This is a genomic window from Lacrimispora sanguinis (genome assembly GCF_044987295.1).
In the GTDB taxonomy this organism is placed as follows: Bacteria; Bacillota; Clostridia; order Lachnospirales; family Lachnospiraceae; genus Lacrimispora; species Lacrimispora celerecrescens_B.
The window spans coordinates 4,027,026-4,046,490 of the sequence record NZ_CP173277.1 but is presented as its reverse complement, the minus strand read 5'-3'; the positions used below and the strand labels follow the sequence as shown (position 1 = coordinate 4,046,490).

The following is a 19,465-nucleotide window of genomic DNA, read 5'->3' as shown; positions in this document are numbered from 1 at the left end:
ACGATTGGAGGAATAGAAGTTGTCAACTGTCATTGCAATTACAAATCAAAAAGGCGGCGTAGGCAAAACAACCACTTCCTGTGCTCTTGCCTGCGGTCTCGCCATGAATAATAAAAGAGTTTTGGCGGTGGATTTAGACCCTCAAGGTAACTTAGGCTTCAGCCTTGGACTGCAGATCGAATCCGGCGCAACCATTTACGAAGTTTTAAAGGGAACCGCTTCCCTGCAGGAGGCTATCCAGACTACAAAGCGCTGTGATGTAATTGCCTCCAATATTCTGTTAAGCGGAGCTGAACTGGAGTTTACGGGAAAGCAGCGGGAATGTATTTTAAAGAATATTCTCTCTACTGTAGCCGGATATTACGATTACATAATTATTGATACTCCCCCTGCATTAAATATTCTCACTGTAAATGCTTATGCGGCTGCTGACTATCTGATCATCCCCATGATTCCGGAAATCCTAAGCCTTTTGGGTGTCTCCCAGATTAAAGATACCATCAACACCGTCCGTTCCTCCGTCAATCCGGATTTGGTGGTCCTTGGAATATTGCTTAACAAATATAATCCCAGAACCCTTCTTTCCAAAGAGGTTAAGGAAATGGCTCAGAAAATCGCACTGCAGATCAACTCTACGGTATTTAACACCCATATCCGATCCAGCGTCAGCGTGGCGGAAGCCCCTGCCCAGGGAGTAAATCTTCTGGATTATGCTCCCAGATCCAATCCTGCCCAGGACTATAAGGAATTGATTTCCGAGGTTCTGGAACTGATTAAACAACGTAGAAATTAATTACCCGAAGGGAGTTTCAATTATGGCCAGAAAAAGCAGTAAAACAGCTCATGTTATGAATCTGTTAGCAGGAGAAGATTCTGAATCTTCTAAAGAAGAGGCTGCCAAAGAAAATCTTGCAGCCCGGCAAACCTCCGATTCCACAGAAAAAATCAGGGAACTTACGGATTCAAATCAGCCACCTTCTCCACCAACTCCTATTTCCATTATAGATATGTCTTCTTCTGCCCCCGACCCGGTGGCAGAATTGATCAGGGAGCAGTTGGAAGAGGCAGAAGGAGTGGATAATACTCCTGAACCGGAAGCTCTTCCCCTTGACCGGGATACGGAGCCTGAGGCTCCGAAAAAATTGATTCCATCATTTCAATATCTAAATGTTATGGAACACATCGTAAAGAATGCAGTATCAGAATACATGGATAAATTCGATGTTTGCGACTGTGATCGGTGCACTGCCGATGTCACGGCCCTGGCTTTGTCCCATCTGCCCCCCAAATACATAGTTGCGGAGAATTCCACCGCGTCTCCTCTTTTAAATTTTTATAACACCCGTTTTACCCAACAAGTAGTTGTAGAATTGACCAAAGCCTGTTCTACTGTAAAAGAAAACCCACACCATTAGGTGTGGGCTTCTTTTATTATATTCTCTGTTTCCCGATCTACAACACTACTTACAACGCCTTCCCATATCTCATTTACGGTTTCCACACAATCCATATAGGTTTGTGCTAGAAGAGAAGAAGGGATTCCTAATTCATTTGATAGAGACTTTACAGCTTTCCAGTCCGCGTTTTCATAGCTAAGAATGAGTTTATAGAGCGCTCCACATATTCCTTCCTGCTTAAGCAGCGCATCCTTGATCTCCTGGGCCACAGGTACTTCTTCCAGAATTTCTTCCAAAGGTGCATCAATCATGTACTGCAAGGTCGAGAACATTCCCATCATATAAACCTCTGATCGGATAATGGGCAGATCCTTGATATTATCAGAAAGAACCATAGCATAATTAGCCCGAAGGAAAGACAGCTTCATCATGGCTTCACGGGACTCATCATTTTCGAATTCACTGTTAAAGCTTAAAAGGTATACCCATTGCTTTAACTGACTGATACCCATAGTAACCAGAGCCTGGCGGATGGAGGACACTCGTCTGCGAAGAGCAAAATAAGCAGAATTTACTATTTTAAGAAGAGCGTAACTTAATGCTGCATCATGGCTTATAACCTTTTCTATCTGTTCAATATCCGGTTCGTCTTTAGACACTTCCACAACAAGTTGGAAGAAGTTCCCTTCCAGGAATTCCATCCGTTTCACTTTCTTGGCCATAGCTTCCGCCACATAGCTGCCTTCCGCATAGTCAGCGCCGACTTCCATGGCAAGCTCATAGTCTTCCTTGGTATTGACACCGGTTGCGATACATTTCTTATCAAAGCCCTTCATGGTGTTGATAAGATTATTTAAGGAAGTCCGTTCTCTTCCTTCGTGCTTACTGCTGATATCCACTTTTATGTAGGTAACATAATCCAGCATGGTAAAATACTTGGGAGAAAACTGGAAATCATTGATTGCAAATATGTAGCCTTCCGTGCGGTATCTTTTGATTATAGCAGGCGATAAAGGATGAATCATCACATGATCTTCAATTTGTATGATTAATTTATCCTTGTCAAAAATTTTCGGCATATTCCGGAACAATAAAGAAGGAGTAAATGTTACAAACGTAAGTTTATCCTGGAAAATCCTTTCCGTGTTCTGCATAAGAAAACCTGCGATGGTATCTGCCGCCGCCACATCGGTACTATTATAGAGTGCGTCATAATCCTTTTGAAACAGCACCTCGTAGCCAATGATCTTGTCCTCCTTAAGTGCCTTAATAGGCTGCCGGGTGACATATCTATCCATTGTTTTACCTCCTTTGAAGCAAATGGTCAATTACTTCCACCAGATGTCCGATTTCCGGTTTGGACAACTGCTCATCTGCGCCCAGCTGCTTTCCTTTGATCATTAATTCCTGATTGATCATGGAAGAAAAAATAACAACCGGGATGTGCTGTAATATTTTATCATCCTTCACAAGCTTTGTCAGATGGTGACCATCCATTTCCGGCATTTCGATATCTGTAATAATCAGACTTACTTTACTAGTAAAGTCCGAATCATTTCGAATCTGATTTAAGTAATCCCATGCTTCCTGTCCGTTATTCTTAAAAGTCAGGTTATGGTAGCCTGCCTTCCTAAGTGAGGCTTCTATCATCCTGGTCAATAATATGGAATCTTCTGCAATCAGAATTGGACTTCCATTTTTTTCCCTGTCTTCAAATTTGTTAATCTCATTTATCTGAATCCCTGTTTCCGGAGCAATCTCTGCTACGATTTTTTCGAAATCCAGGATTGTCACCAAATCCTTCCCGCACTGGGCAATGCCTGTTGCTACTCCTTCTTCCCCCCGGCTGATGGTATTGTCCGGCTTCTGTATATCCTTCCATGAAATGCGGCTGATTCCAACCACGCTGTGAACACGGAACGCAATGTGCAGCTTGTTAAAGTTAGTAATAATAAATAAATCTTTCGGTTGCTGCTCTGTTTTGCTTCCTGTCAGATAATGAGGAAGGTCAATTACAGTGAGAAGGATTTCTCTGGGCTTGAATATTCCCTCCACAGAAGGGTGAGCATGAGGAATGGGCTTTACTTTATCTGACATCATGATTTCACGTACTTTTGCCACATTGATGCCATATAATTCACCGTAAATGGTAAATTCCATTATTTCAATCTCATTGGTTCCTGACTCTAACAAAATTTCTGTTTCTGCCATACTTCTTCTCCTTTATCTCAATATAATCCGGCAAAAACATTGCCTAATAAAATATCGGCATAATTCCTCCGGTTCATAATGTTTACAAATCAATTTCCGCTCTACCGTAAGTCCTGATTCGGACTCCCCCCGTACTGACATCAAACGTCATGGTCCGTGCGTAGTTTTCTCCCACATCCTCAGCCACGAGGCGGATCCCCTCTGAGCGAAGAATCTGTTTCACGCTGACTATATTACGGGCGCCGATATTACCAAGAGTACTGTTTCCCTGTAATTCAAACATCTTGGCTCCTCCGGCAATCTTAGCAATCAATCTGGGCTTTCTCGCTCCCATGATCTCTATCTTGCGCAGCGTTTCAGCCAGTGCAGTATCTGCGTACTTAAAAATATTCCCATCACCTGAACCGAAAACCTCCGGAAGCATAATATGTACCAAAGCTCCCAGCTTAATCATTGGGTCATACAAACTTATCCCAATACAGGAACCAAGGGCATAAGTGATCAAAATCCCCTCCTGCCTGGCAAACTTCATGTCTGCGATTCCAACCGTCAGATTTTTATCCATTGATTATCCCCAACTTTTCCATTAAAAAGTTCAATGACTGAATCTCCGGCATCATTAGAAGATCGCTATGTAGCTCCTTGCCCCCTATGATAAACTGGCCGCTGATCATCATCATTTTATCCGTCTGATAGCCAAACTCCACCATGGGTACGCTTAATATTCCACCCAGCATATTAACCGCTGTATCAGGAACAGACAGATTAATGGAGACGTCACTGAGAGAGGAAATTGCATTGACGTAAGAAGAAATAATAATATTTCCCACCTCCTCAAGTGCAGAGGTTTCCAAAACATTTAACTGGTAATAGTCTTCTATTTCCTCCTTCATAAGAATGGATAAGACCTGGTTGATAAAATCCAGCTTCAGGACAAACAGCATCAGACCATTAATTTCTCCTGACATTTTTACCAATATAGCCGCCACAATTTCTTCCGGATCTCCCAAGAATTTAATGGCTTCATTATAACCGAGAATCTGCACATCCGGAAGAGTCATGCGCACGGTCTTTCCCAACATGGAGGACAGTGCCGTAGCCGAATTGCCTGTGCCTATGCTGCCTATCTCCCGAATCAAGTCCAGCCCCAATCCGCTCATTTCATCGTAACGTGTTATCTTCATGATATCACCCTCCTTCCTTACCTGCTATTCTCAGCTTTGCCGAAGTGTATTTATAGTTGTTTCAATCTCATCGGAGGTTTGCACCATTTTTAAAGAGTAAGAATAAGCCCTCTGGGCCTCCATCATTCTTGTCATCTCTTTCGCAAAATCCGTACCGGACACCTCTGAGGCGCCTTTGATAACTTTAGCATTTTCAAGGAGAATGGGAGCTCCGTTTTTATCCGTTACAGCGTATTCGTTATTTCCCATTTCGGAAATTCCATCTCTTCTTGCAAAGGTATACACGCCAATGGCTTTCGGATCATGCCCGTCTTCTTCCTGTACGTCTTCTTCCTCTTCCGTATCTACCTCTTCTCCGGGATAAACGGCCGGCTTAACAGGATAGGAAATTTCCTGCTGGTCCATGTTAAGGACTCTCTTTCCAGAAGAATTCACCAAATAGAACCGATCCTCCAGCATGGAAAGCTGAAAGCGTCCATCCCTGGAATAAGTAATGTCCCCTGTAGCCGGATCCTTTAACATGAAAAAGCCCTCTCCCTCAATCGCGTGGTCGTTCTCATAACCGGTCTCTTTATAAGGCATATCGGTCATATCTGACTTGACAAGGTCTACCCTGGTCCCACTGCCCATCTTCGCTGCATCGCCGCCCTGAGTACTTCTCGTCTGGGCATAAATAAGATCAGAAAACACACTATACTGAGGTTTGAAGCCTGTTGTATTTACATTAGCAATATTATTGGATACCACATTAAGCTTTGTCTGCTGGTTTAAGGCCCCCAAAGCTCCAATATAAAAAGACTGGTTCATCTATTCTTCCCCCTTATACTCTTCCTATCTCGTTGGATACCTTACCCATGAGCTGGTCATATATTCGAAGTACCTGGGCAGCACTTTGAGTTGCCCTCTGACTGGTCATCATTTGAGTCATCTCTTCAATGGGATCGATATTGGAGCTTTCCAGTGACTTCCAATGGACCCCTCCATCCACCTCATTGCCCTCGGCCGTCGTGGTGAATACACCATTATCTCCTTTTACAAGCTGGGTATAATCATTAAAATCTACAACACGAAGTTTTCCTAAAAGAACCGGTTCCTGATCTTCCGCATTACCGTCCTCTTCGGTCCTCAGTCCTTTTAAAGGCATTTCATAAATATTGCCTAACTGATCCACCGTAATATGGTCTGATGGAAGCTCAATGGGGTTTCCATCTTCCCCGATTACTCTACCCCGGGAAGGGGAAGAAAGGTATCCTTCTTCATCAATAGTAAACGACCCATTTCTGGTATAAACCTGATTTCCTGCGGAATCCTGAATTGCAAAGAATCCTGGCTTTGTCAAAGCAAAATCCAGGTTTCCTCCGGTTTCCTCAAGCACTCCCTGATTATAGTTGGTCACTGTACTTCTGGATGCACGTATCATTGATACGGACCCAATCTGAACAGGATTGCTTTTGTCACGATTTCCATTCCGGTAAAGCATTTCTTCCCGAAACGTGGTGCTGACCATGCGGTCAGGCTTAAACCCCGGTGTTGCACTATTGACCATATTATTTCCGATTACATTTAAATTCCTGGTCTGATACAGCATTCCTGATGCCAGATTGTAGAATCCCTGAAACATTTTTTATCTCCCTTCCTACTTCTCATTTATGAAATTAGTCAGATTCAATCTGAGCTTTTGAAGCGCATTGGAATGAATCTGGGAGATCCTTGGTTCACTGACTTTCATGATCTGCGCAATCTCCCTCATATTTAATTCGTCCATATAGTACAATGAGATAACCTTTTGTTCATTTTCTTTTAAACCATTTATGGCAGAAACCAAAATTTCTTTAAATTCCTTCTGGAGATAATGATTTTCAGGCTGATCATGTTCATTCATTGACGGAAGCTGCATTGACTTTTTCTCTTCACTTCCTGCCTCCAGAACCATGTCCAGGGAAATGATGCTGTAAACATTTGTCTTGCCTAGAGTCTCCTGGTATTTTTCCATGGTAACGTCCATGTAATCCGCTGTTTCCTTTGAAGTAGGAAAACGTCCCAGACGATTACACAATTCTACAACCGCATTGTCCATGACCTTAGCATTTTTTCTTACGCTTCTTGGAATCCAGTCCTGCTTCCTTGCCATATCAATAACCATTCCACGAATCCGCTTAGAAATATAAGTTTCAAACTTAACATTTAATTCCGGATCAAACTTTTCGATTCCGTTCATAATCGTCAATACGCCTTCATTGACAATATCCTCCACCTGTGCAAAACTTAAATATACATCTCGCATTTGGAGTGATATGCTCCTGACCATATTTATATACCGCATCACCAGTTCATGCTTGATCCTGATGTCTTTTGTTCGTTTGTATTTAATTAATAAATCCTCATTGGTATATTGGCTTAAATCCTGTTCCATTCCGACTAACACTGCCTTTCTGTAACAAAATCCGGTCAAAGGGTAATATTCCCGATTGCCTGAATCTGAATATTGTTTGCAATCTCATTAAAGGAAAGGACATATGCATTGGGATAAAACTGCTCGATCAATCGGTAGAAATAGAGCCTTACAACCTGGCTTGTAAGAATCACCGGCTTCTGCTCCAGGTCCGTGAACTTCTTCATCTGTTCTCCCATTTGTCCAATCACAGACTGCATCACATCCGGGCTGAGGGCCAGATAGATGCCCTGTTCTCCTTTTGCCATACTGCCTATAATATTTTTCTCCAGCTCTGCATCCAGGGTGACTACCTTCATCTGTCCTCCTTCGCAGAACATTCTGGTTATGGTCCTCTTTAGAGCAATTCTGATGTTCTCTGTAATCACATCCATATCCCTGGTGGTCGGAAGAGAATCTGCTATCGTTGCCAGAATCGTTTCCATGTCTTTGACTGGAACCCCTTCCTTCAAAAGGTTAATGAGGATTTTCTGAATACCGCCATATGTAAACTGGCTCGGGAATAGCTCGTCCACAAGCTCTGGAGTGTGCTTCTTCACATTATCCAGTAACTGCATTACTTCCTGCCGTCCTAACAGCTCATAAGCGTGCTGCCTGATGGTTTCAGACAAGTGAGTCAGCATAACAGAAAGTGGATCAATTACGGTATAGCCATAAATTTCAGCCATTTCTTTATTTTCAGGCCTGATCCATTTACTGGGAATTCCATAAGCCGGCTCCACCGTTTCAATTCCATCAACTTCACCGGAAACAGCAGGTGGTTCCAATGCCAGATAATAATCTACCAGAATCTCTCCCCTGGATACTTCTTCGCCTCTGATCTTTATAACATACTGATTGGTATTTAAACTGGAACTGTCTCTGAGCCTGACAGAGGGGATAACAAGTCCCATATCCTGAGCATATTGTCTTCTGAAAATAACAATTCGGTTGATCATCTTCCCGCCGCTGCTCTCATCGATCAGCGGAATCAGACTATAGCCAAATTCCATTTCAATAGGTTCTACGTTAATAAGAGCATAAACATTGTTCACATCCCGGTAGTAAGACTCTTCATCGGCTGCCGCCTGCGTCGCCTGTTCAGGCATAGATGCGGCTGCCGTCATTTCCTGAAGACTAGAGGCCGACTGACGAACCCTATGTCCTAACTGATAACCGGCTATAATAAGCACCGCTGCCATGATTGCCAGCTGGATCTTAGGCATTCCAGGCACCAGCATTAATACGATCATGACAAAACCAGTGAGCATAATAGCCCTTGGCTGGGCCATAAACTGGCTGGATACGTCGTCATTTAAACTGCCTTCTGATACTGCTCTGGTTACTACCATACCGGTGGCCGTGGCAATCAAAAGAGCAGGAACCTGGGAAACAAGCCCATCACCGACTGTAGCAATGGAATAAATGGACATTACCTGGCCAAAATCCAGATTCGACTGCACCATTCCGATAATGGCACCGCCAATAAAGTTAATGGCAGTGGTGATCATGGACATGATGGCATCTCCCTTAACGAACTTAGTCGCACCATCCATGGCTCCGTAGAAATCTGCTTCTTTCTGAACCTTATAACGTCTCAGCTTTGCTTCCTGCTCATTTATCAAACCAGAACTTAAATCTGCGTCAATGGCCATCTGCTTACCAGGCATAGCGTCTAAGGTAAATCTGGCCGCAACCTCTGATACACGTTCCGTTCCTTTTGTAATAACCAGGAAGTTTACCAGAACGATAATAAGGAATATGATAAAACCGACAACAACATTTCCCTGTAATACGAAATCACCGAAGGCTTTGATCACCTGACCCGAAGACCCCTGATTTGACAAAATATTTCTCGTGGAAGACACATTCAGCCCAAGACGCAGCAACGTGGTCACCAAAAGCAGGGCCGGGAAAATAGAAAATTCCAAAGGTTCTTTTATGTTCATGGTTATCAGTAAGATAATCATGGAAAGAGAAATATTTATGATAATCATTACATCCACCAAAAACGGGGGTAATGGAATAATCAATAGAAGTACGATCATAATTACAAATACTACTACAGAATTTTTCAGTAAAGTCTTCATTCTTTTACACCATTTCTTTCAGTTTCTCTGCTGTTTTTCTTTATTCTATGATCTTATTATTCATGCGGTATACATACACCAGAATTTCAGCGACCATACCGTAGTATTCTGAAGGAATCTCAGCTCCTACCTGGGTAGCGGCATAAATACCTCTTGCCAAAGGCTTATTTTCAATCACATATACCCCATGTTCCTCGCCCTTGGCTACAATCCTCAAGGCAAGTTCATCCTGACCCTTTGCCAACAGAACGGGAGCATTATCCTTCTCTATGTCATAACGAAGTGCCACCGCATAATGGGTGGGGTTACGTATGATTACGTCCGCTTCCGGTATTGACTGCATCATTCTCGAACGGGACCTTTCTCTTTGAAGGCTGCGGATACGCCCCTTAATTTCAGGATTTCCTTCCGTCTGCTTGAATTCCTCTTTTAATTCCTGCTTTGACATTCTAATCTGGCGTTCATAATCCCACCGCTGATAAAAGAAGTCAAAACCGGCTACAGCCAGGAACACAAGACTAACCCTGAGAACCATATCCATAATGGCATTCAGCACATACACAGAAGAATCTTTTAAGTCCATATCAATGGTTCTTGCTATAGGTATTAAATCCCCTTTTATGATTTGATATAGGATGATTCCCAGTATGGTAATCTTAAGCATATTTTTCAAAAGCTCTATCAAGCTTTTTAAAGATAGTATATTTTTAATTCCCTGAATGGGATTGAGTCTGCTGAACTTAGGGGCTAAATTGCTTTTTGCAAACAAAAATCTTGTTTGTACCCCGGTACCCAGTACAGACAGTGCGATCCCTGCCAAAAGAATGGGGAGAGCAGCTTTTAAAACCGCCCACACTATATCTCCAAAAATTCTGGTAATATAATCAGACAGATTCTCTACTCCGGGAGCCAGGCTCACATATTTTATCATAAAATCCCGTATGGTCCGGTACATGAAAGGAAATAAAATTTTCAGCAGCACGAAGGTCCCAAGAAGGGAAGCTATCATAACCACATCCTTACTGACGGCAACGTGACCCTTTTTTCGTTCATCCCGCCGTTTTTTCGGTGTGGCTTTTTCGGTTTTTGAAGGATCCTGCATTGCCGTTCATCACATCCTTTGCATTTATAAAAGTCTGATTATATCTTGAACCGCTAATAGCATTTGGCTTATCACGCCGCTTACGTAATCCGACATAGGAGAAAATAGAAAAATAAGCATAATGAAACCAATTGTGATCTTAGCCTGTATGTTCACGATAAACACATTAATCTGAGGAATTATTTTCATTAAAACCCCGACTGCAATTTCCGTTATAAATTCAATGGCAATTAAAGGAAATGCAAATTTAACAGCCATAATGATACACTGAATAAAAACTTCCAATATTGCCCACGCGGCACGGCTTCCCAATGTGACTTGACCGTAAGGAACTATTTCTGCTGACTTTATAAGAAGCCGAAACAGTGCCAGATGGCCATCCACCGCAAAGAACAATAGAATGAAATACGCCTGATAAAGCGTTCCCGTAAGAGCGATCTGAGCGTTGGTCTGGGGGTCATAGATCATTGCCATGGACAATCCCATCTGGAAATCCATAATTGACCCCGCAAAAGTAATGACCATAAGAAATAATTCCATAACAAAGCCAATGACAAACCCAACGGCAAATTCTTTTAACAAAAGCACAGCAAATTCAATGGAATTCACAGGCTCGGGCACCTGGGCCGAGGAAAAAGAATAAATAAGCAGCGTAAATACCATGATCATGCCGCCCTTGACCTGTGCCGGAATATTTTTTCTGCCCCAAATAGGGTTCAAAAGAATAAAGCCTGACATTCTCATAAGAATAAGGGAAAACAGCATCATCTGTCCTATTTCCGGCATCTAAATCTTCCTTTCCTCTTCTTTATCTGCCCTCTCATCTGAGCATGGTATTAAAAATATTGATAGTAAAATCACTGATAGTGGTCATCATATGATCCCCCATCATCAAAAGCATCAGGCCAATAACAATCAGCTTTGGAACAAAGGTAATGGTTTGTTCATGGATCTGGGTTGCCGCCTGTATAATGGAAATAATGATACCGATGACCATGCTGACGATCAGCACGGGACCAGCCATCTTAACCACCAATCCGAACAACTCATACATTAAGCTGTTCACTGCTACATCCGTCATATTTTGCCTCCTAAATCCTGTCAGTAATGGAAGCTGTTAACCAAATTAGAAAACAGCAGCTCCCAGCCATTAACTGTTACAAACAGCAGTAATTTAAATGGAAGGGAAATCATAGCCGGCGGCAGCATGACCATACCCATGGACATCAAGGTACTGGACACAATGATATCTACCAGTAAAAACGGCAGATAAATCATAAATCCCGCCGTAAAGGCCCGCTCTAACTCTGAGGTCATAAAAGACGGAATCACTACTGTCATCGGAAGTTCCTCAATGTTCTCCGGCTTTTCGGTTTTGGACATATCTATAAACAGATTCAATGTGTCCGTCTTCGTCTGCTTGAGCATAAACCGTTTCATGGGAACCGTCGCCCTGTTAAGTGCCTCCTGCTGGTTTATCTCCTCCCTGACGTAAGGTTGGTATGCATTGGTATTCACATCCTTTATCACCGGATCCATAATGAACAGTGTTAGAAATAATGCAATTCCAACCAACACCATATTGGGAGGGCTCTGCTGAACTCCCAATGCATTTCTGGTAAAAGATAAGACAATGATGATCCTTGTAAAAGAAGTCATCATCACCAAAATGGATGGCAGCAGGGAAATGATGGTCAGTATGAGGAAAAGCTCCAGAGTCGGCACCCGGCCGCCATTAATATTAATCAAGGCATCTGTATTCATGGTTCCTCCTTACACATCATCCCTGTGTCTGTCAGTATATTTTTTCAATAATTTCTTAAAGCTTTCATACCCTTCTGCACCTGTCAATTGGGTCTGGGTAGAAACACCCTCTGGAATGTCCTCCTCCGAAAGTTCAGAAAGAAGGGTTATCTGAGAAGAAGCAATGCCGATAAGAAAATAGTGATTTCCTACACGTACGATCGCCACTGCTTTATCCTGCCCCAGGGGAAGCCTGTCCAACATCTGCATACAGGTCCCTCCCCGTCTCAGCCCGACTCCTTTTCCAAGGCTTCTGGTAAATACATAACTCAAATACAGAATTACAACGGTTAGGAGCAGCGCAGTAAACAGACTAATCACGCTATTCAAATACAGCCACTTCCTCTCTATTCTCCGCTTTTTTTAGTAATCTCTGTAATACGGATGCCAAAATTGTCATCTACAACTACCACATCGCCTTTTGCAATGCAGCGGCCATTTACATATAAATCAACCTGCTCTCCCGCCAGCTTGTCAAGGATAACAAGGGATCCTTTGGTAAATTCAAGAATCTCCTTTACCAACTTTCTGGTTCTGCCAATTTCAACAGAAACCTCAAGGGGTACTCCCATAATCAGTTCCCGGTTTTCCTCCTGCTCCTCATAGCGAATGTCTCCGTCTTTTAAGCTATTTTGAGGAATAGGCTTCACATTTATGGTCTTAGGCTCCGGAGACCCTGTTTTTTTCATGTTTTGCTGTTCGCTTTGGAGCTGTGATATCATCTGCTGCATTTGACTCATCATCTGCTGCTGCGTCTGTATTTGATCCATCATCTGCTGTACTGCCATCTGATTATCTCCTGTCATCTGCGGTATTTCCTGACTTCCCCCAGCCATCTCTCTGTCGGCAGGCTGTTCAGCATTCATAGGCTCCTCACCTAAAAAGCTGCCTGACAACATTTTTTCAATCTCTTCTTGAGATAAGATTCCGCCTGAAGCCGGTTCACTTAGTTCCGTTCTTGTCTCTATGACTGGTTCCGGAATTTGCACTGGTTCCGGAATTTGCACTGGTTCCGGAATTGGTTCAGGCTCCGAAATCGGTTCCAGCATTTCCTGTGGTAAAAATCCTCTAACCAGTTCTTTTGCAAGATCGGGGGTCATTACGTTAATAAATTCACTTTCCAACTGGTCCGCAATTTTTAAAGTAAATCCGACCACAACCATGTAATCATCATTGTCATAATATTTTTCTTTGAAATCATTTACATCGCCGATCTCAAAAGAACTGGGGGTCGAAATATTAACAACCTTGCCTAAAAACTCTGACAGTGCCGTCGCAGAAGCCCCCATCATCTGATTCATAACTTCACAAATGGCGCTGATGTTCAGTTCATTTAATTCAAATTCTTCCTCCGGCGTTTCCATGCCCATGAGCATGTCAACAATCACTTTTACATCATGCCTCTTTAAAAGCATAATGTTGCTTCCGCTAAGTCCTGCAATATATGTAATCTCCACTCCTACTGCCGGCTCTAAGTTAGAAATTTCAAATTCTTCCTTTGACAATACCTTTACCACGGGTGTGGTAATATCAACTCTGGCATTGAGCATGGTAGATACTGCAGTGGCCGAGGCACCAAGGCTTATATTCAGTATTTCACCTATGGCATCAATTTCAAATGCGCTAAAATTCTTTGAATCCATACAACTTTTCTCCCTTTATACTCATTAGCCCTCTATGCCAAGTCACGCTTTACTTTCCAATTTCCAATGCCTTGGAGGCCATCATCTTTATGGCATTAAATGCTGTTATGTTGGCCTCATAGGACCGGTATGCAGACATACTGTCTACTGTTTCTTTTAGCAAATCCACATTAGGCATCTGCACATAGCCATTTTCATCCGCATCTGGATGTTCCGGATTGTAAACGGACTTAAAGGGACTGGTGTCTTGCACTATCTGTGAAACTTTGACGCCACCTGTGCTCTGCTGCCTGCTTATGCCGGCTGCATTCATCATAATTCTTCGGAAGTTATTTTCATTCCTGGATTCAAGTACCACCATTTTTCTTTGGTATGGCCCGCCTGCTTCCGTCCTTGTCGTATCAATATTAGCAATGTTCTCCGATGCAATATCCAGTCGAAGTCGCTGGGCGGTCATTGCCGACGCACTAATGTTCATGGAACTTAAAAATGACATTTGACCCCTCCTCTACGGTAAAACTAACCGATAATGCCTGTGACAGTTTTAAGAATTCTGTCCGGTTTAAAGGGCTTTACAATAAAATCTTTAGCACCTGATTTGATCGCTTCGATTACCATGCTCTCCTGTCCCATGGCAGAGCACATAACAACCGCTGCATCTGGAGATTTTGACTTTATCAATTTTAACGCTTCCAGTCCATCCATGTTAGGCATTGTAATGTCCATGATTACAAGATCCGGAGTAATTTCAGAAAACATCTGCACAGCCTGAGCTCCGTCAGACGCCTCGTATAAATCGGTATATCCGTTTTTAGATAACGTATCCTTAATCATCATTCTCATAAATGCCGCATCATCTACCAATAATATTTTAGCCATTCTTTTGCATCTCCTTTATTATCCTTAATTCTTTATATAATCCCTGACTCAGTTTTCACCAGCCTGGTAATTTCCTTCTTCTACAAGACTTTCAATCCGAACCGCTGTATTCCTTTTGTGAACACCTAGCTGTCCCTTAAACCATGGCTGGTCTTCCACATACAGCTTGATGTCGGATTCCTTAGGCGTACCTAAGTTGATAACATCTCCTATATGAAGATTATAAACATCATCCAGAGTAATGACAGACTCTCCTACCTTAGCACGAACCATTAAGTCAGTGGCCCTGATGTTGTTTAGGATTTCAAGTTTTGTATCCTGACTATTTTCTTCATCTCCCATAGCACTGGCTCTTCGCTTGTCTATAATACTGAATATATTTATCAGGAGATTTCCTGGGATACAGAGACTTAGTCTCCCAGAGCATCCTTCCATTTCCACATCAATGACGACGATTACTATGGTTTCATCCACACCGATTTCCTGGAACATGCTGGGGTTTTCTTCCAACCTCTCCAGTTCAAAATTAAGATTAATATAACTTGACCAGGAATCCTTTAATGGCGCTATCACATATTGGATCACTCTGCGGTATAAAGCCATCTCTATTTCCGTATAGGAATAAGACAGGCCAACACTGGTTTCCTTCCCCAAGCCCCCCAACATGCGGTCGATTAAGCTAAGCATTAATGGCATGCTTGCATTGATTAAAAGCGGTGGATTCTTGGAATGATCCGGCAAAGACACATTGACAAGGGTAAGGACATCATTATCGCTGAGGGCGTTACTGAATTCATAATAACGCTGCTCCTCTACCGTAACGACTGATAGTTCACTGGAAGTCCTAAACAGACTGTTTATCTGGGATCCCGCAATTCTGGAAAAATTGTCGAATATACTTCCTAAAACTTTTAGCCTGTCCTTTGTAAATTTTTTAGGACTGTAAAAATCATATTTCCTATATTTTATTTCATCTTCTTTTTTATCAATATCCTGGCTTAGCTCATCTGTTCCCTGCAGGGAATTGAGCAGCGCATCAATTTGACTTTGGGATAATACTTCAGCCATTTGTTTCACTCCCGCTTCATTTTTTAATTAACCGGCACGTTCTGATAATCCTGATATATCTGGTTGTAATACTCTTCCAAGGATTTTTCTACCGTATCACTCTTGGTTATCAATATTTCCACGCGGCGGTTCTGCGCTCTCCCATCCTCCGTATCAAAAGGCGCAATAGGACGGAACTGGCCATAGCTGGCGCTCACCAGTTTTTCCGGTGAAACAGCATGTCTGCTTTGGAGAAAGATAACAACCTCTGCGGAACGCTGAGCGGAAAGCATCCTGTCATTACGGATATTGTTGGGCCTGTTTGGGTCTCCCTGGGAGGTATGTCCCAAAACCTGCACTTCTTTTATGGAAGAATCCACCTGCGTCATTGCGGCAGCAAACTGCTCAAGGATGTCCTTGCCCTCCTGCCGGAGCACAGAACTGTCCCCGTCAAAAAATACTTTATCGCGGAATGAAATAAAGGTGAAACCATCTCCGCGGGTAATCTCTACGGAATCCTGCATTCCTCTCTCTTCAACCATCTGTTTCAGAGCCGTATATAGTGCGTCAAAATCCGAGACCTCTTCTTTTGTCTGGTCTCCACGGAATTCCCCCTCGCTTTCGTTAACATTGGACTCAATGCTTTCCAAAGCACTTGGATTAAAGCTCTGCACCAGCTTCTTCCATTTGGTCTGATCCATGGAGGACATGGAATACAGAAGAACGAAAAAGCACAGCAGCAATGTAACCATGTCTCCATATGTATCCATCCAGCTTCCAGATTCCTCCGGCTGCTTATTTCTCTTAATCATACAACCACCTGTTTTTCACTTTCCTACCCATGTTCTTTTAGCATCAAGGTATGCCCATAGGGCGTTCCTCTTTCGCAATCTAATTAGTCAGCATTAACGCTTCCTTCATTACCGGGCTTTTTCTTTGTGATTTTTCCCTGCTGCTTCTGAGACAGGTAAGATAACAGCTTTTCCTCCAGGTACTTGGGATTATCTCCTGCCTGAATGGACAAAACGCCTTCTATAATAATCTGCTTGTATAAGACTTCTTCCTCATTCCGGATACGGAGTTTCTTGCCCATGGGATTGAACATTAAATGAGCCAGAATACAGCCGTAAAAAGTGGTGATCAAGGCTACTGACATGTCAGCTCCAAGGCTGTTTGATCCGTTTCCTGACATATCCATACTTTTTAACATGTTAACCAATCCTACCAATGTGCCAATCATACCGAAAGCCGGAGCCACTCCTGATCCCCTGTCATAGATGCTGACATCCTGCTCGTGGCGGTCCATCATGGCTGCCACTTCACTCTCCAGCATCTCCCTGATCTTCTCCGCATCCATGGCGTCTACAATCAGCATAACGCTTTGTTTCAGAAAAGGATCTTTGATGGTAGAGGCTTGCTCTTCCAGAACCAAAAGTCCCTTTTTTCTTGCCGTTTTCGCCATATCTACCAGGGTATGAATGACGTCTTCCGAATTGTACCGATTGGAACTGATCATTATTCCGATATGTTTTGGAATCTGTGCCAGGGTTTTAAACGGAAAGCTGGCTATCAATGCTGCCACTGTACCTCCCACAACAATGATAACGCTGGATATGTCCAAGAAGTTCACCAGCTTATCCATACCGATTCCGTAGATAATCAATGCGAATCCCAGCACCCAGCCAACGATCAATGATACATCCATAAGTAACCTCCTATATTCCAGGCAGTACCTGGGTTAAACATTCTTTTTCTGCGCACGCGCATATATTTGAGCATGGAATTCAATCACCCGGTCAAGGATCTCATCAACACTTTCTTTTACCACATAATGCTTCCCATTAACCATTATTACATTGGATTCCGGTATGGTTTCAACCCGCTCAATCTGACTGCAATTGATTATAAATTCCTCATCATTCAGTCTTGTAAGACGAATCATGGCTCAACTCCTCTCATTAAGGGAAGTGGCAGTTACCGCCTCCCTTAATCTACATAAGCTTATTACCGCTTAATGTTAACCAGTTCTTCCAGCATCTGATCTGTAACTGTAATGATCTTTGAGTTAGCTTGGAATCCTCTCTGCGTAGTGATCATATCTGTCATCTCTGTCGCAAGATCCACCTTTGCCATTTCCAGATAATTTGACATGATTCGGCCCTGAGTTCCTCCGGCTTCATAAATGCTTATGTTACCAGCATTACCGCCTGGGACATAATAATAGCCCGTGGTCTTTTCCAGACCGTTGACATTCTGAACACCAGCTAATGCAATTTTACCGATGATAACTGTAGCGCCGAACTCGGTACTAGCGGTTAAGGTACCATCTTGTTGAACTGTATAGTTTGTCAGTTTGGCAAGTCCTTCGCCTGCACCGGCATTGCCCACTTCTGTGCCCGTAGAATCTTTCTGAGCTGCTGCCAGATTATTTTCTGCTTTTGTCACCGCATTTTCGGCTGCTGTCACCATGGCTTCAGCCTTTTTTGCGGCCTGGTTAGCGGAGTCCCGTTTGCCTTCCAGAGAATCAGGTTCGATTTTGCTTAAAGCCGCCTGAAGATCATCCAAATCTTTCCGGGCTGCATCCAAAACAGTCTTATCTGTTACAGTACCATTGTTATAATCATCAAGAGCATCTGCATAGGCTTTCCAGATGTCGTCTGGTTTCTTAATAGCACCCTTTGCAGTATCCAGCGCTTTTGGCGCCCGAAGGTTCGCCTGGGCTATAGTCAGATCAAATACCGCCTTCTCATAAGTCTTTCTTGCCGTATCATAACCCAATTTTAGGCCTGGTTCCTTGGTCGTATCATTTTTACCATCAATCCAATCGGCGTATGCCTTTTCCATTGCTTTCTTTGCATCGTCACGAGCAGTCGTTAAACCTTTTATATTCTGCTTATTATCTGCAGCCTCAGTCGTATACGCCTTATCTGCTGCAATATACTCTTCTCTTGCTTTTCCCAGATCCAAATTCAGATTGCTTAAATTTGCCCTTGCTTCCTCCAGTGCCTTTCTGGCATCATTTACCCTTTCCGCTGCAGTCTTATTACCTATCGCTGCCATATCTGATTCCATGGGAACCCTCAGCGGTTTTAATGATGTGGTATCAAAACTATCACTGCCTGAATAATCGCTGCTGGTATTTGAAAATCCATATACATAATTTCCAGAATCATCAACCAGATATCCCTCATTATCCACTGTAAATTGTCCTACTCTAGAAAGAAACAGGCCTTTGGAGGCAATGACATCTGATTCCTCCAGGGTAAATCCCCCTCCGTCCCCAACCATAGGACCTACAATATAAAACCCTGTACCGTCAATATAGCAGTCAAGGCCTCTGGGAGATGGTGAAGGGCTTCCCATAGAAAAATCATAGGAAATGACTCCAGTAGTCACGCCATATCCTACCTGATTGGCATTGGTGCCGCCATAGCCGCCGGCAGCTGTGCTGCCTTTTGAACCAGATGAAGTATTCTGGTACATGGTGTCTTTAAATGACATGCTGCCCGCCTTAAATCCCCATGTATTTACGTTAGCTATATTATTACCGATAACATCCATTTTGGCCTGGTGAGTTCTGAGACCTGCCACACCGGCAAACATTGATTTGACCATAGCTTTATTCTCCTTTGTTTTTTTACGCCTTCCTCCTGCCGTCAATCGGACACACAGGAAAAG

23 protein-coding genes are annotated in these 19,465 nt (G+C 43.0%); 2 read left to right on the top strand and 21 right to left on the bottom strand.

Annotation, left to right across the window (positions count from 1 at the left end):
• Positions 1 to 19 precede the first annotated feature (19 nt).
• Positions 20 to 793, top strand: a complete 774-nt coding sequence (locus ACHZES_RS18715; protein ID WP_154525362.1) for a ParA family protein — start codon at positions 20 to 22, stop codon at positions 791 to 793.
• 22 nt (positions 794 to 815) lie between these two features.
• On the top strand, positions 816 to 1,415 hold the full coding sequence (locus ACHZES_RS18710) for a late competence development ComFB family protein (RefSeq protein WP_154525364.1): 600 nt from the start codon (positions 816 to 818) through the stop codon (positions 1,413 to 1,415).
• Here the strand turns inward: ACHZES_RS18710 and ACHZES_RS18705 are convergent.
• The 21 genes from ACHZES_RS18705 to ACHZES_RS18605 all read right to left on the bottom strand — a co-directional run bounded on the left by ACHZES_RS18705 (position 1,412) and on the right by ACHZES_RS18605 (position 19,402).
• Positions 1,412 to 2,695, bottom strand: coding sequence for an EAL and HDOD domain-containing protein (locus tag ACHZES_RS18705; protein ID WP_154525366.1), 1,284 nt, complete (start codon positions 2,693 to 2,695; stop codon positions 1,412 to 1,414). The two genes, ACHZES_RS18710 and ACHZES_RS18705, sit on opposite strands and share 4 nt — an antisense overlap.
• A 4-nt stretch (positions 2,696 to 2,699) precedes the next feature.
• A complete protein-coding gene (locus ACHZES_RS18700; protein ID WP_154525368.1) occupies positions 2,700 to 3,608 on the bottom strand; it encodes a chemotaxis protein in 909 nt (302 codons plus the stop codon).
• Positions 3,609 to 3,690: 82 nt separating this feature from the next.
• Positions 3,691 to 4,173: a chemotaxis protein CheD gene (locus ACHZES_RS18695; protein ID WP_154525370.1), complete on the bottom strand. Its 483-nt coding sequence runs from the start codon at positions 4,171 to 4,173 to the stop codon at positions 3,691 to 3,693.
• Entirely contained in the window at positions 4,166 to 4,792 is a 627-nt protein-coding gene (locus tag ACHZES_RS18690; RefSeq protein WP_154525372.1) for a chemotaxis protein CheC, read from the bottom strand. Before ACHZES_RS18690 ends, ACHZES_RS18695 begins: the two co-directional genes overlap by 8 nt.
• Before the next feature lie 30 nt (positions 4,793 to 4,822).
• A complete protein-coding gene (locus tag ACHZES_RS18685) occupies positions 4,823 to 5,599 on the bottom strand; it encodes a flagellar hook-basal body protein (protein ID WP_154525374.1) in 777 nt (258 codons plus the stop codon).
• A gap of 13 nt (positions 5,600 to 5,612) precedes the next feature.
• On the bottom strand, positions 5,613 to 6,413 hold the full coding sequence (locus ACHZES_RS18680) for a flagellar hook-basal body protein (RefSeq protein ID WP_154525376.1): 801 nt from the start codon (positions 6,411 to 6,413) through the stop codon (positions 5,613 to 5,615).
• A gap of 15 nt (positions 6,414 to 6,428) precedes the next feature.
• Complete coding sequence (locus ACHZES_RS18675; RefSeq protein WP_154525603.1) at positions 6,429 to 7,205, bottom strand: sigma-70 family RNA polymerase sigma factor; 777 nt, start codon at positions 7,203 to 7,205, stop codon at positions 6,429 to 6,431.
• 35 nt (positions 7,206 to 7,240) lie between these two features.
• Positions 7,241 to 9,313 (bottom strand): flagellar biosynthesis protein FlhA, encoded by a 2,073-nt coding sequence (gene flhA, locus ACHZES_RS18670; protein ID WP_395549003.1) that lies wholly within the window; start codon positions 9,311 to 9,313, stop codon positions 7,241 to 7,243.
• 40 nt (positions 9,314 to 9,353) lie between these two features.
• Positions 9,354 to 10,415, bottom strand: coding sequence for a flagellar biosynthesis protein FlhB (gene flhB, locus ACHZES_RS18665; protein WP_395549004.1), 1,062 nt, complete (start codon positions 10,413 to 10,415; stop codon positions 9,354 to 9,356).
• A 24-nt stretch (positions 10,416 to 10,439) separates the two neighbouring features.
• Positions 10,440 to 11,201 (bottom strand): flagellar biosynthetic protein FliR, encoded by a 762-nt coding sequence (gene fliR, locus ACHZES_RS18660; protein ID WP_395549005.1) that lies wholly within the window; start codon positions 11,199 to 11,201, stop codon positions 10,440 to 10,442.
• Between the two features lie 34 nt (positions 11,202 to 11,235).
• Positions 11,236 to 11,496, bottom strand: a complete 261-nt coding sequence (locus tag ACHZES_RS18655) for a flagellar biosynthetic protein FliQ (RefSeq protein ID WP_092243395.1) — start codon at positions 11,494 to 11,496, stop codon at positions 11,236 to 11,238.
• A gap of 20 nt (positions 11,497 to 11,516) precedes the next feature.
• The gene (gene fliP / locus ACHZES_RS18650; RefSeq protein WP_154525386.1) at positions 11,517 to 12,179 is read right to left on the bottom strand and encodes a flagellar type III secretion system pore protein FliP; all 663 of its coding nucleotides are present in this window, start codon (positions 12,177 to 12,179) and stop codon (positions 11,517 to 11,519) included.
• Positions 12,180 to 12,188: 9 nt separating this feature from the next.
• The gene (locus tag ACHZES_RS18645) at positions 12,189 to 12,539 is read right to left on the bottom strand and encodes a flagellar biosynthetic protein FliO (RefSeq protein WP_395549094.1); all 351 of its coding nucleotides are present in this window, start codon (positions 12,537 to 12,539) and stop codon (positions 12,189 to 12,191) included.
• 26 nt (positions 12,540 to 12,565) lie between these two features.
• Positions 12,566 to 13,861 (bottom strand): flagellar motor switch protein FliN, encoded by a 1,296-nt coding sequence (fliN, locus tag ACHZES_RS18640; protein ID WP_395549006.1) that lies wholly within the window; start codon positions 13,859 to 13,861, stop codon positions 12,566 to 12,568.
• A 49-nt stretch (positions 13,862 to 13,910) separates the two neighbouring features.
• On the bottom strand, positions 13,911 to 14,357 hold the full coding sequence (gene flgC, locus ACHZES_RS18635) for a flagellar basal body rod protein FlgC (RefSeq protein ID WP_092243382.1): 447 nt from the start codon (positions 14,355 to 14,357) through the stop codon (positions 13,911 to 13,913).
• Between the two features lie 23 nt (positions 14,358 to 14,380).
• Positions 14,381 to 14,740, bottom strand: a complete 360-nt coding sequence (locus ACHZES_RS18630; RefSeq protein ID WP_092243379.1) for a response regulator — start codon at positions 14,738 to 14,740, stop codon at positions 14,381 to 14,383.
• Positions 14,741 to 14,788: 48 nt separating this feature from the next.
• The gene (locus ACHZES_RS18625) at positions 14,789 to 15,808 is read right to left on the bottom strand and encodes a flagellar motor switch protein FliM (protein WP_154525392.1); all 1,020 of its coding nucleotides are present in this window, start codon (positions 15,806 to 15,808) and stop codon (positions 14,789 to 14,791) included.
• Between the two features lie 23 nt (positions 15,809 to 15,831).
• On the bottom strand, positions 15,832 to 16,599 hold the full coding sequence (locus tag ACHZES_RS18620; protein WP_154525394.1) for a flagellar motor protein MotB: 768 nt from the start codon (positions 16,597 to 16,599) through the stop codon (positions 15,832 to 15,834).
• 83 nt (positions 16,600 to 16,682) lie between these two features.
• Positions 16,683 to 17,492, bottom strand: a complete 810-nt coding sequence (locus tag ACHZES_RS18615) for a motility protein A (protein WP_395549007.1) — start codon at positions 17,490 to 17,492, stop codon at positions 16,683 to 16,685.
• Positions 17,493 to 17,525: 33 nt separating this feature from the next.
• Positions 17,526 to 17,729, bottom strand: a complete 204-nt coding sequence (locus tag ACHZES_RS18610) for a flagellar FlbD family protein (RefSeq protein WP_154525398.1) — start codon at positions 17,727 to 17,729, stop codon at positions 17,526 to 17,528.
• Positions 17,730 to 17,791: 62 nt separating this feature from the next.
• A complete protein-coding gene (locus tag ACHZES_RS18605) occupies positions 17,792 to 19,402 on the bottom strand; it encodes a flagellar hook-basal body complex protein (protein WP_395549008.1) in 1,611 nt (536 codons plus the stop codon).
• Between the last annotated feature and the right edge of the window lie 63 nt (positions 19,403 to 19,465).

What these genes read in the sequence shown, in the direction of transcription:
- ACHZES_RS18685 (WP_154525374.1), bottom strand. Translation starts at nt 5,599, where the DNA reads ATGAACCAGTCTTTTTATATTGGAGCTTTGGGGGCCTTAAACCAGCAG.
- ACHZES_RS18675 (WP_154525603.1), bottom strand. Translation starts at nt 7,205, where the DNA reads ATGGAACAGGATTTAAGCCAATATACCAATGAGGATTTATTAATTAAA.
- fliN (WP_395549006.1), bottom strand. Translation starts at nt 13,861, where the DNA reads ATGGATTCAAAGAATTTTAGCGCATTTGAAATTGATGCCATAGGTGAA.
- ACHZES_RS18680 (WP_154525376.1), bottom strand. Translation starts at nt 6,413, where the DNA reads ATGTTTCAGGGATTCTACAATCTGGCATCAGGAATGCTGTATCAGACC.
- ACHZES_RS18625 (WP_154525392.1), bottom strand. Translation starts at nt 15,808, where the DNA reads ATGGCTGAAGTATTATCCCAAAGTCAAATTGATGCGCTGCTCAATTCC.
- ACHZES_RS18605 (WP_395549008.1), bottom strand. Translation starts at nt 19,402, where the DNA reads ATGGTCAAATCAATGTTTGCCGGTGTGGCAGGTCTCAGAACTCACCAG.
- ACHZES_RS18695 (WP_154525370.1), bottom strand. Translation starts at nt 4,173, where the DNA reads ATGGATAAAAATCTGACGGTTGGAATCGCAGACATGAAGTTTGCCAGG.
- ACHZES_RS18700 (WP_154525368.1), bottom strand. Translation starts at nt 3,608, where the DNA reads ATGGCAGAAACAGAAATTTTGTTAGAGTCAGGAACCAATGAGATTGAA.
- ACHZES_RS18705 (WP_154525366.1), bottom strand. Translation starts at nt 2,695, where the DNA reads ATGGATAGATATGTCACCCGGCAGCCTATTAAGGCACTTAAGGAGGAC.
- flgC (WP_092243382.1), bottom strand. Translation starts at nt 14,357, where the DNA reads ATGTCATTTTTAAGTTCCATGAACATTAGTGCGTCGGCAATGACCGCC.
- flhB (WP_395549004.1), bottom strand. Translation starts at nt 10,415, where the DNA reads ATGCAGGATCCTTCAAAAACCGAAAAAGCCACACCGAAAAAACGGCGG.
- ACHZES_RS18655 (WP_092243395.1), bottom strand. Translation starts at nt 11,496, where the DNA reads ATGACGGATGTAGCAGTGAACAGCTTAATGTATGAGTTGTTCGGATTG.
- ACHZES_RS18690 (WP_154525372.1), bottom strand. Translation starts at nt 4,792, where the DNA reads ATGAAGATAACACGTTACGATGAAATGAGCGGATTGGGGCTGGACTTG.
- fliP (WP_154525386.1), bottom strand. Translation starts at nt 12,179, where the DNA reads ATGAATACAGATGCCTTGATTAATATTAATGGCGGCCGGGTGCCGACT.
- ACHZES_RS18630 (WP_092243379.1), bottom strand. Translation starts at nt 14,740, where the DNA reads ATGGCTAAAATATTATTGGTAGATGATGCGGCATTTATGAGAATGATG.
- ACHZES_RS18610 (WP_154525398.1), bottom strand. Translation starts at nt 17,729, where the DNA reads ATGATTCGTCTTACAAGACTGAATGATGAGGAATTTATAATCAATTGC.
- ACHZES_RS18710 (WP_154525364.1), top strand. Translation starts at nt 816, where the DNA reads ATGGCCAGAAAAAGCAGTAAAACAGCTCATGTTATGAATCTGTTAGCA.
- flhA (WP_395549003.1), bottom strand. Translation starts at nt 9,313, where the DNA reads ATGAAGACTTTACTGAAAAATTCTGTAGTAGTATTTGTAATTATGATC.
- fliR (WP_395549005.1), bottom strand. Translation starts at nt 11,201, where the DNA reads ATGCCGGAAATAGGACAGATGATGCTGTTTTCCCTTATTCTTATGAGA.
- ACHZES_RS18620 (WP_154525394.1), bottom strand. Translation starts at nt 16,599, where the DNA reads ATGATTAAGAGAAATAAGCAGCCGGAGGAATCTGGAAGCTGGATGGAT.
- ACHZES_RS18615 (WP_395549007.1), bottom strand. Translation starts at nt 17,492, where the DNA reads ATGGATGTATCATTGATCGTTGGCTGGGTGCTGGGATTCGCATTGATT.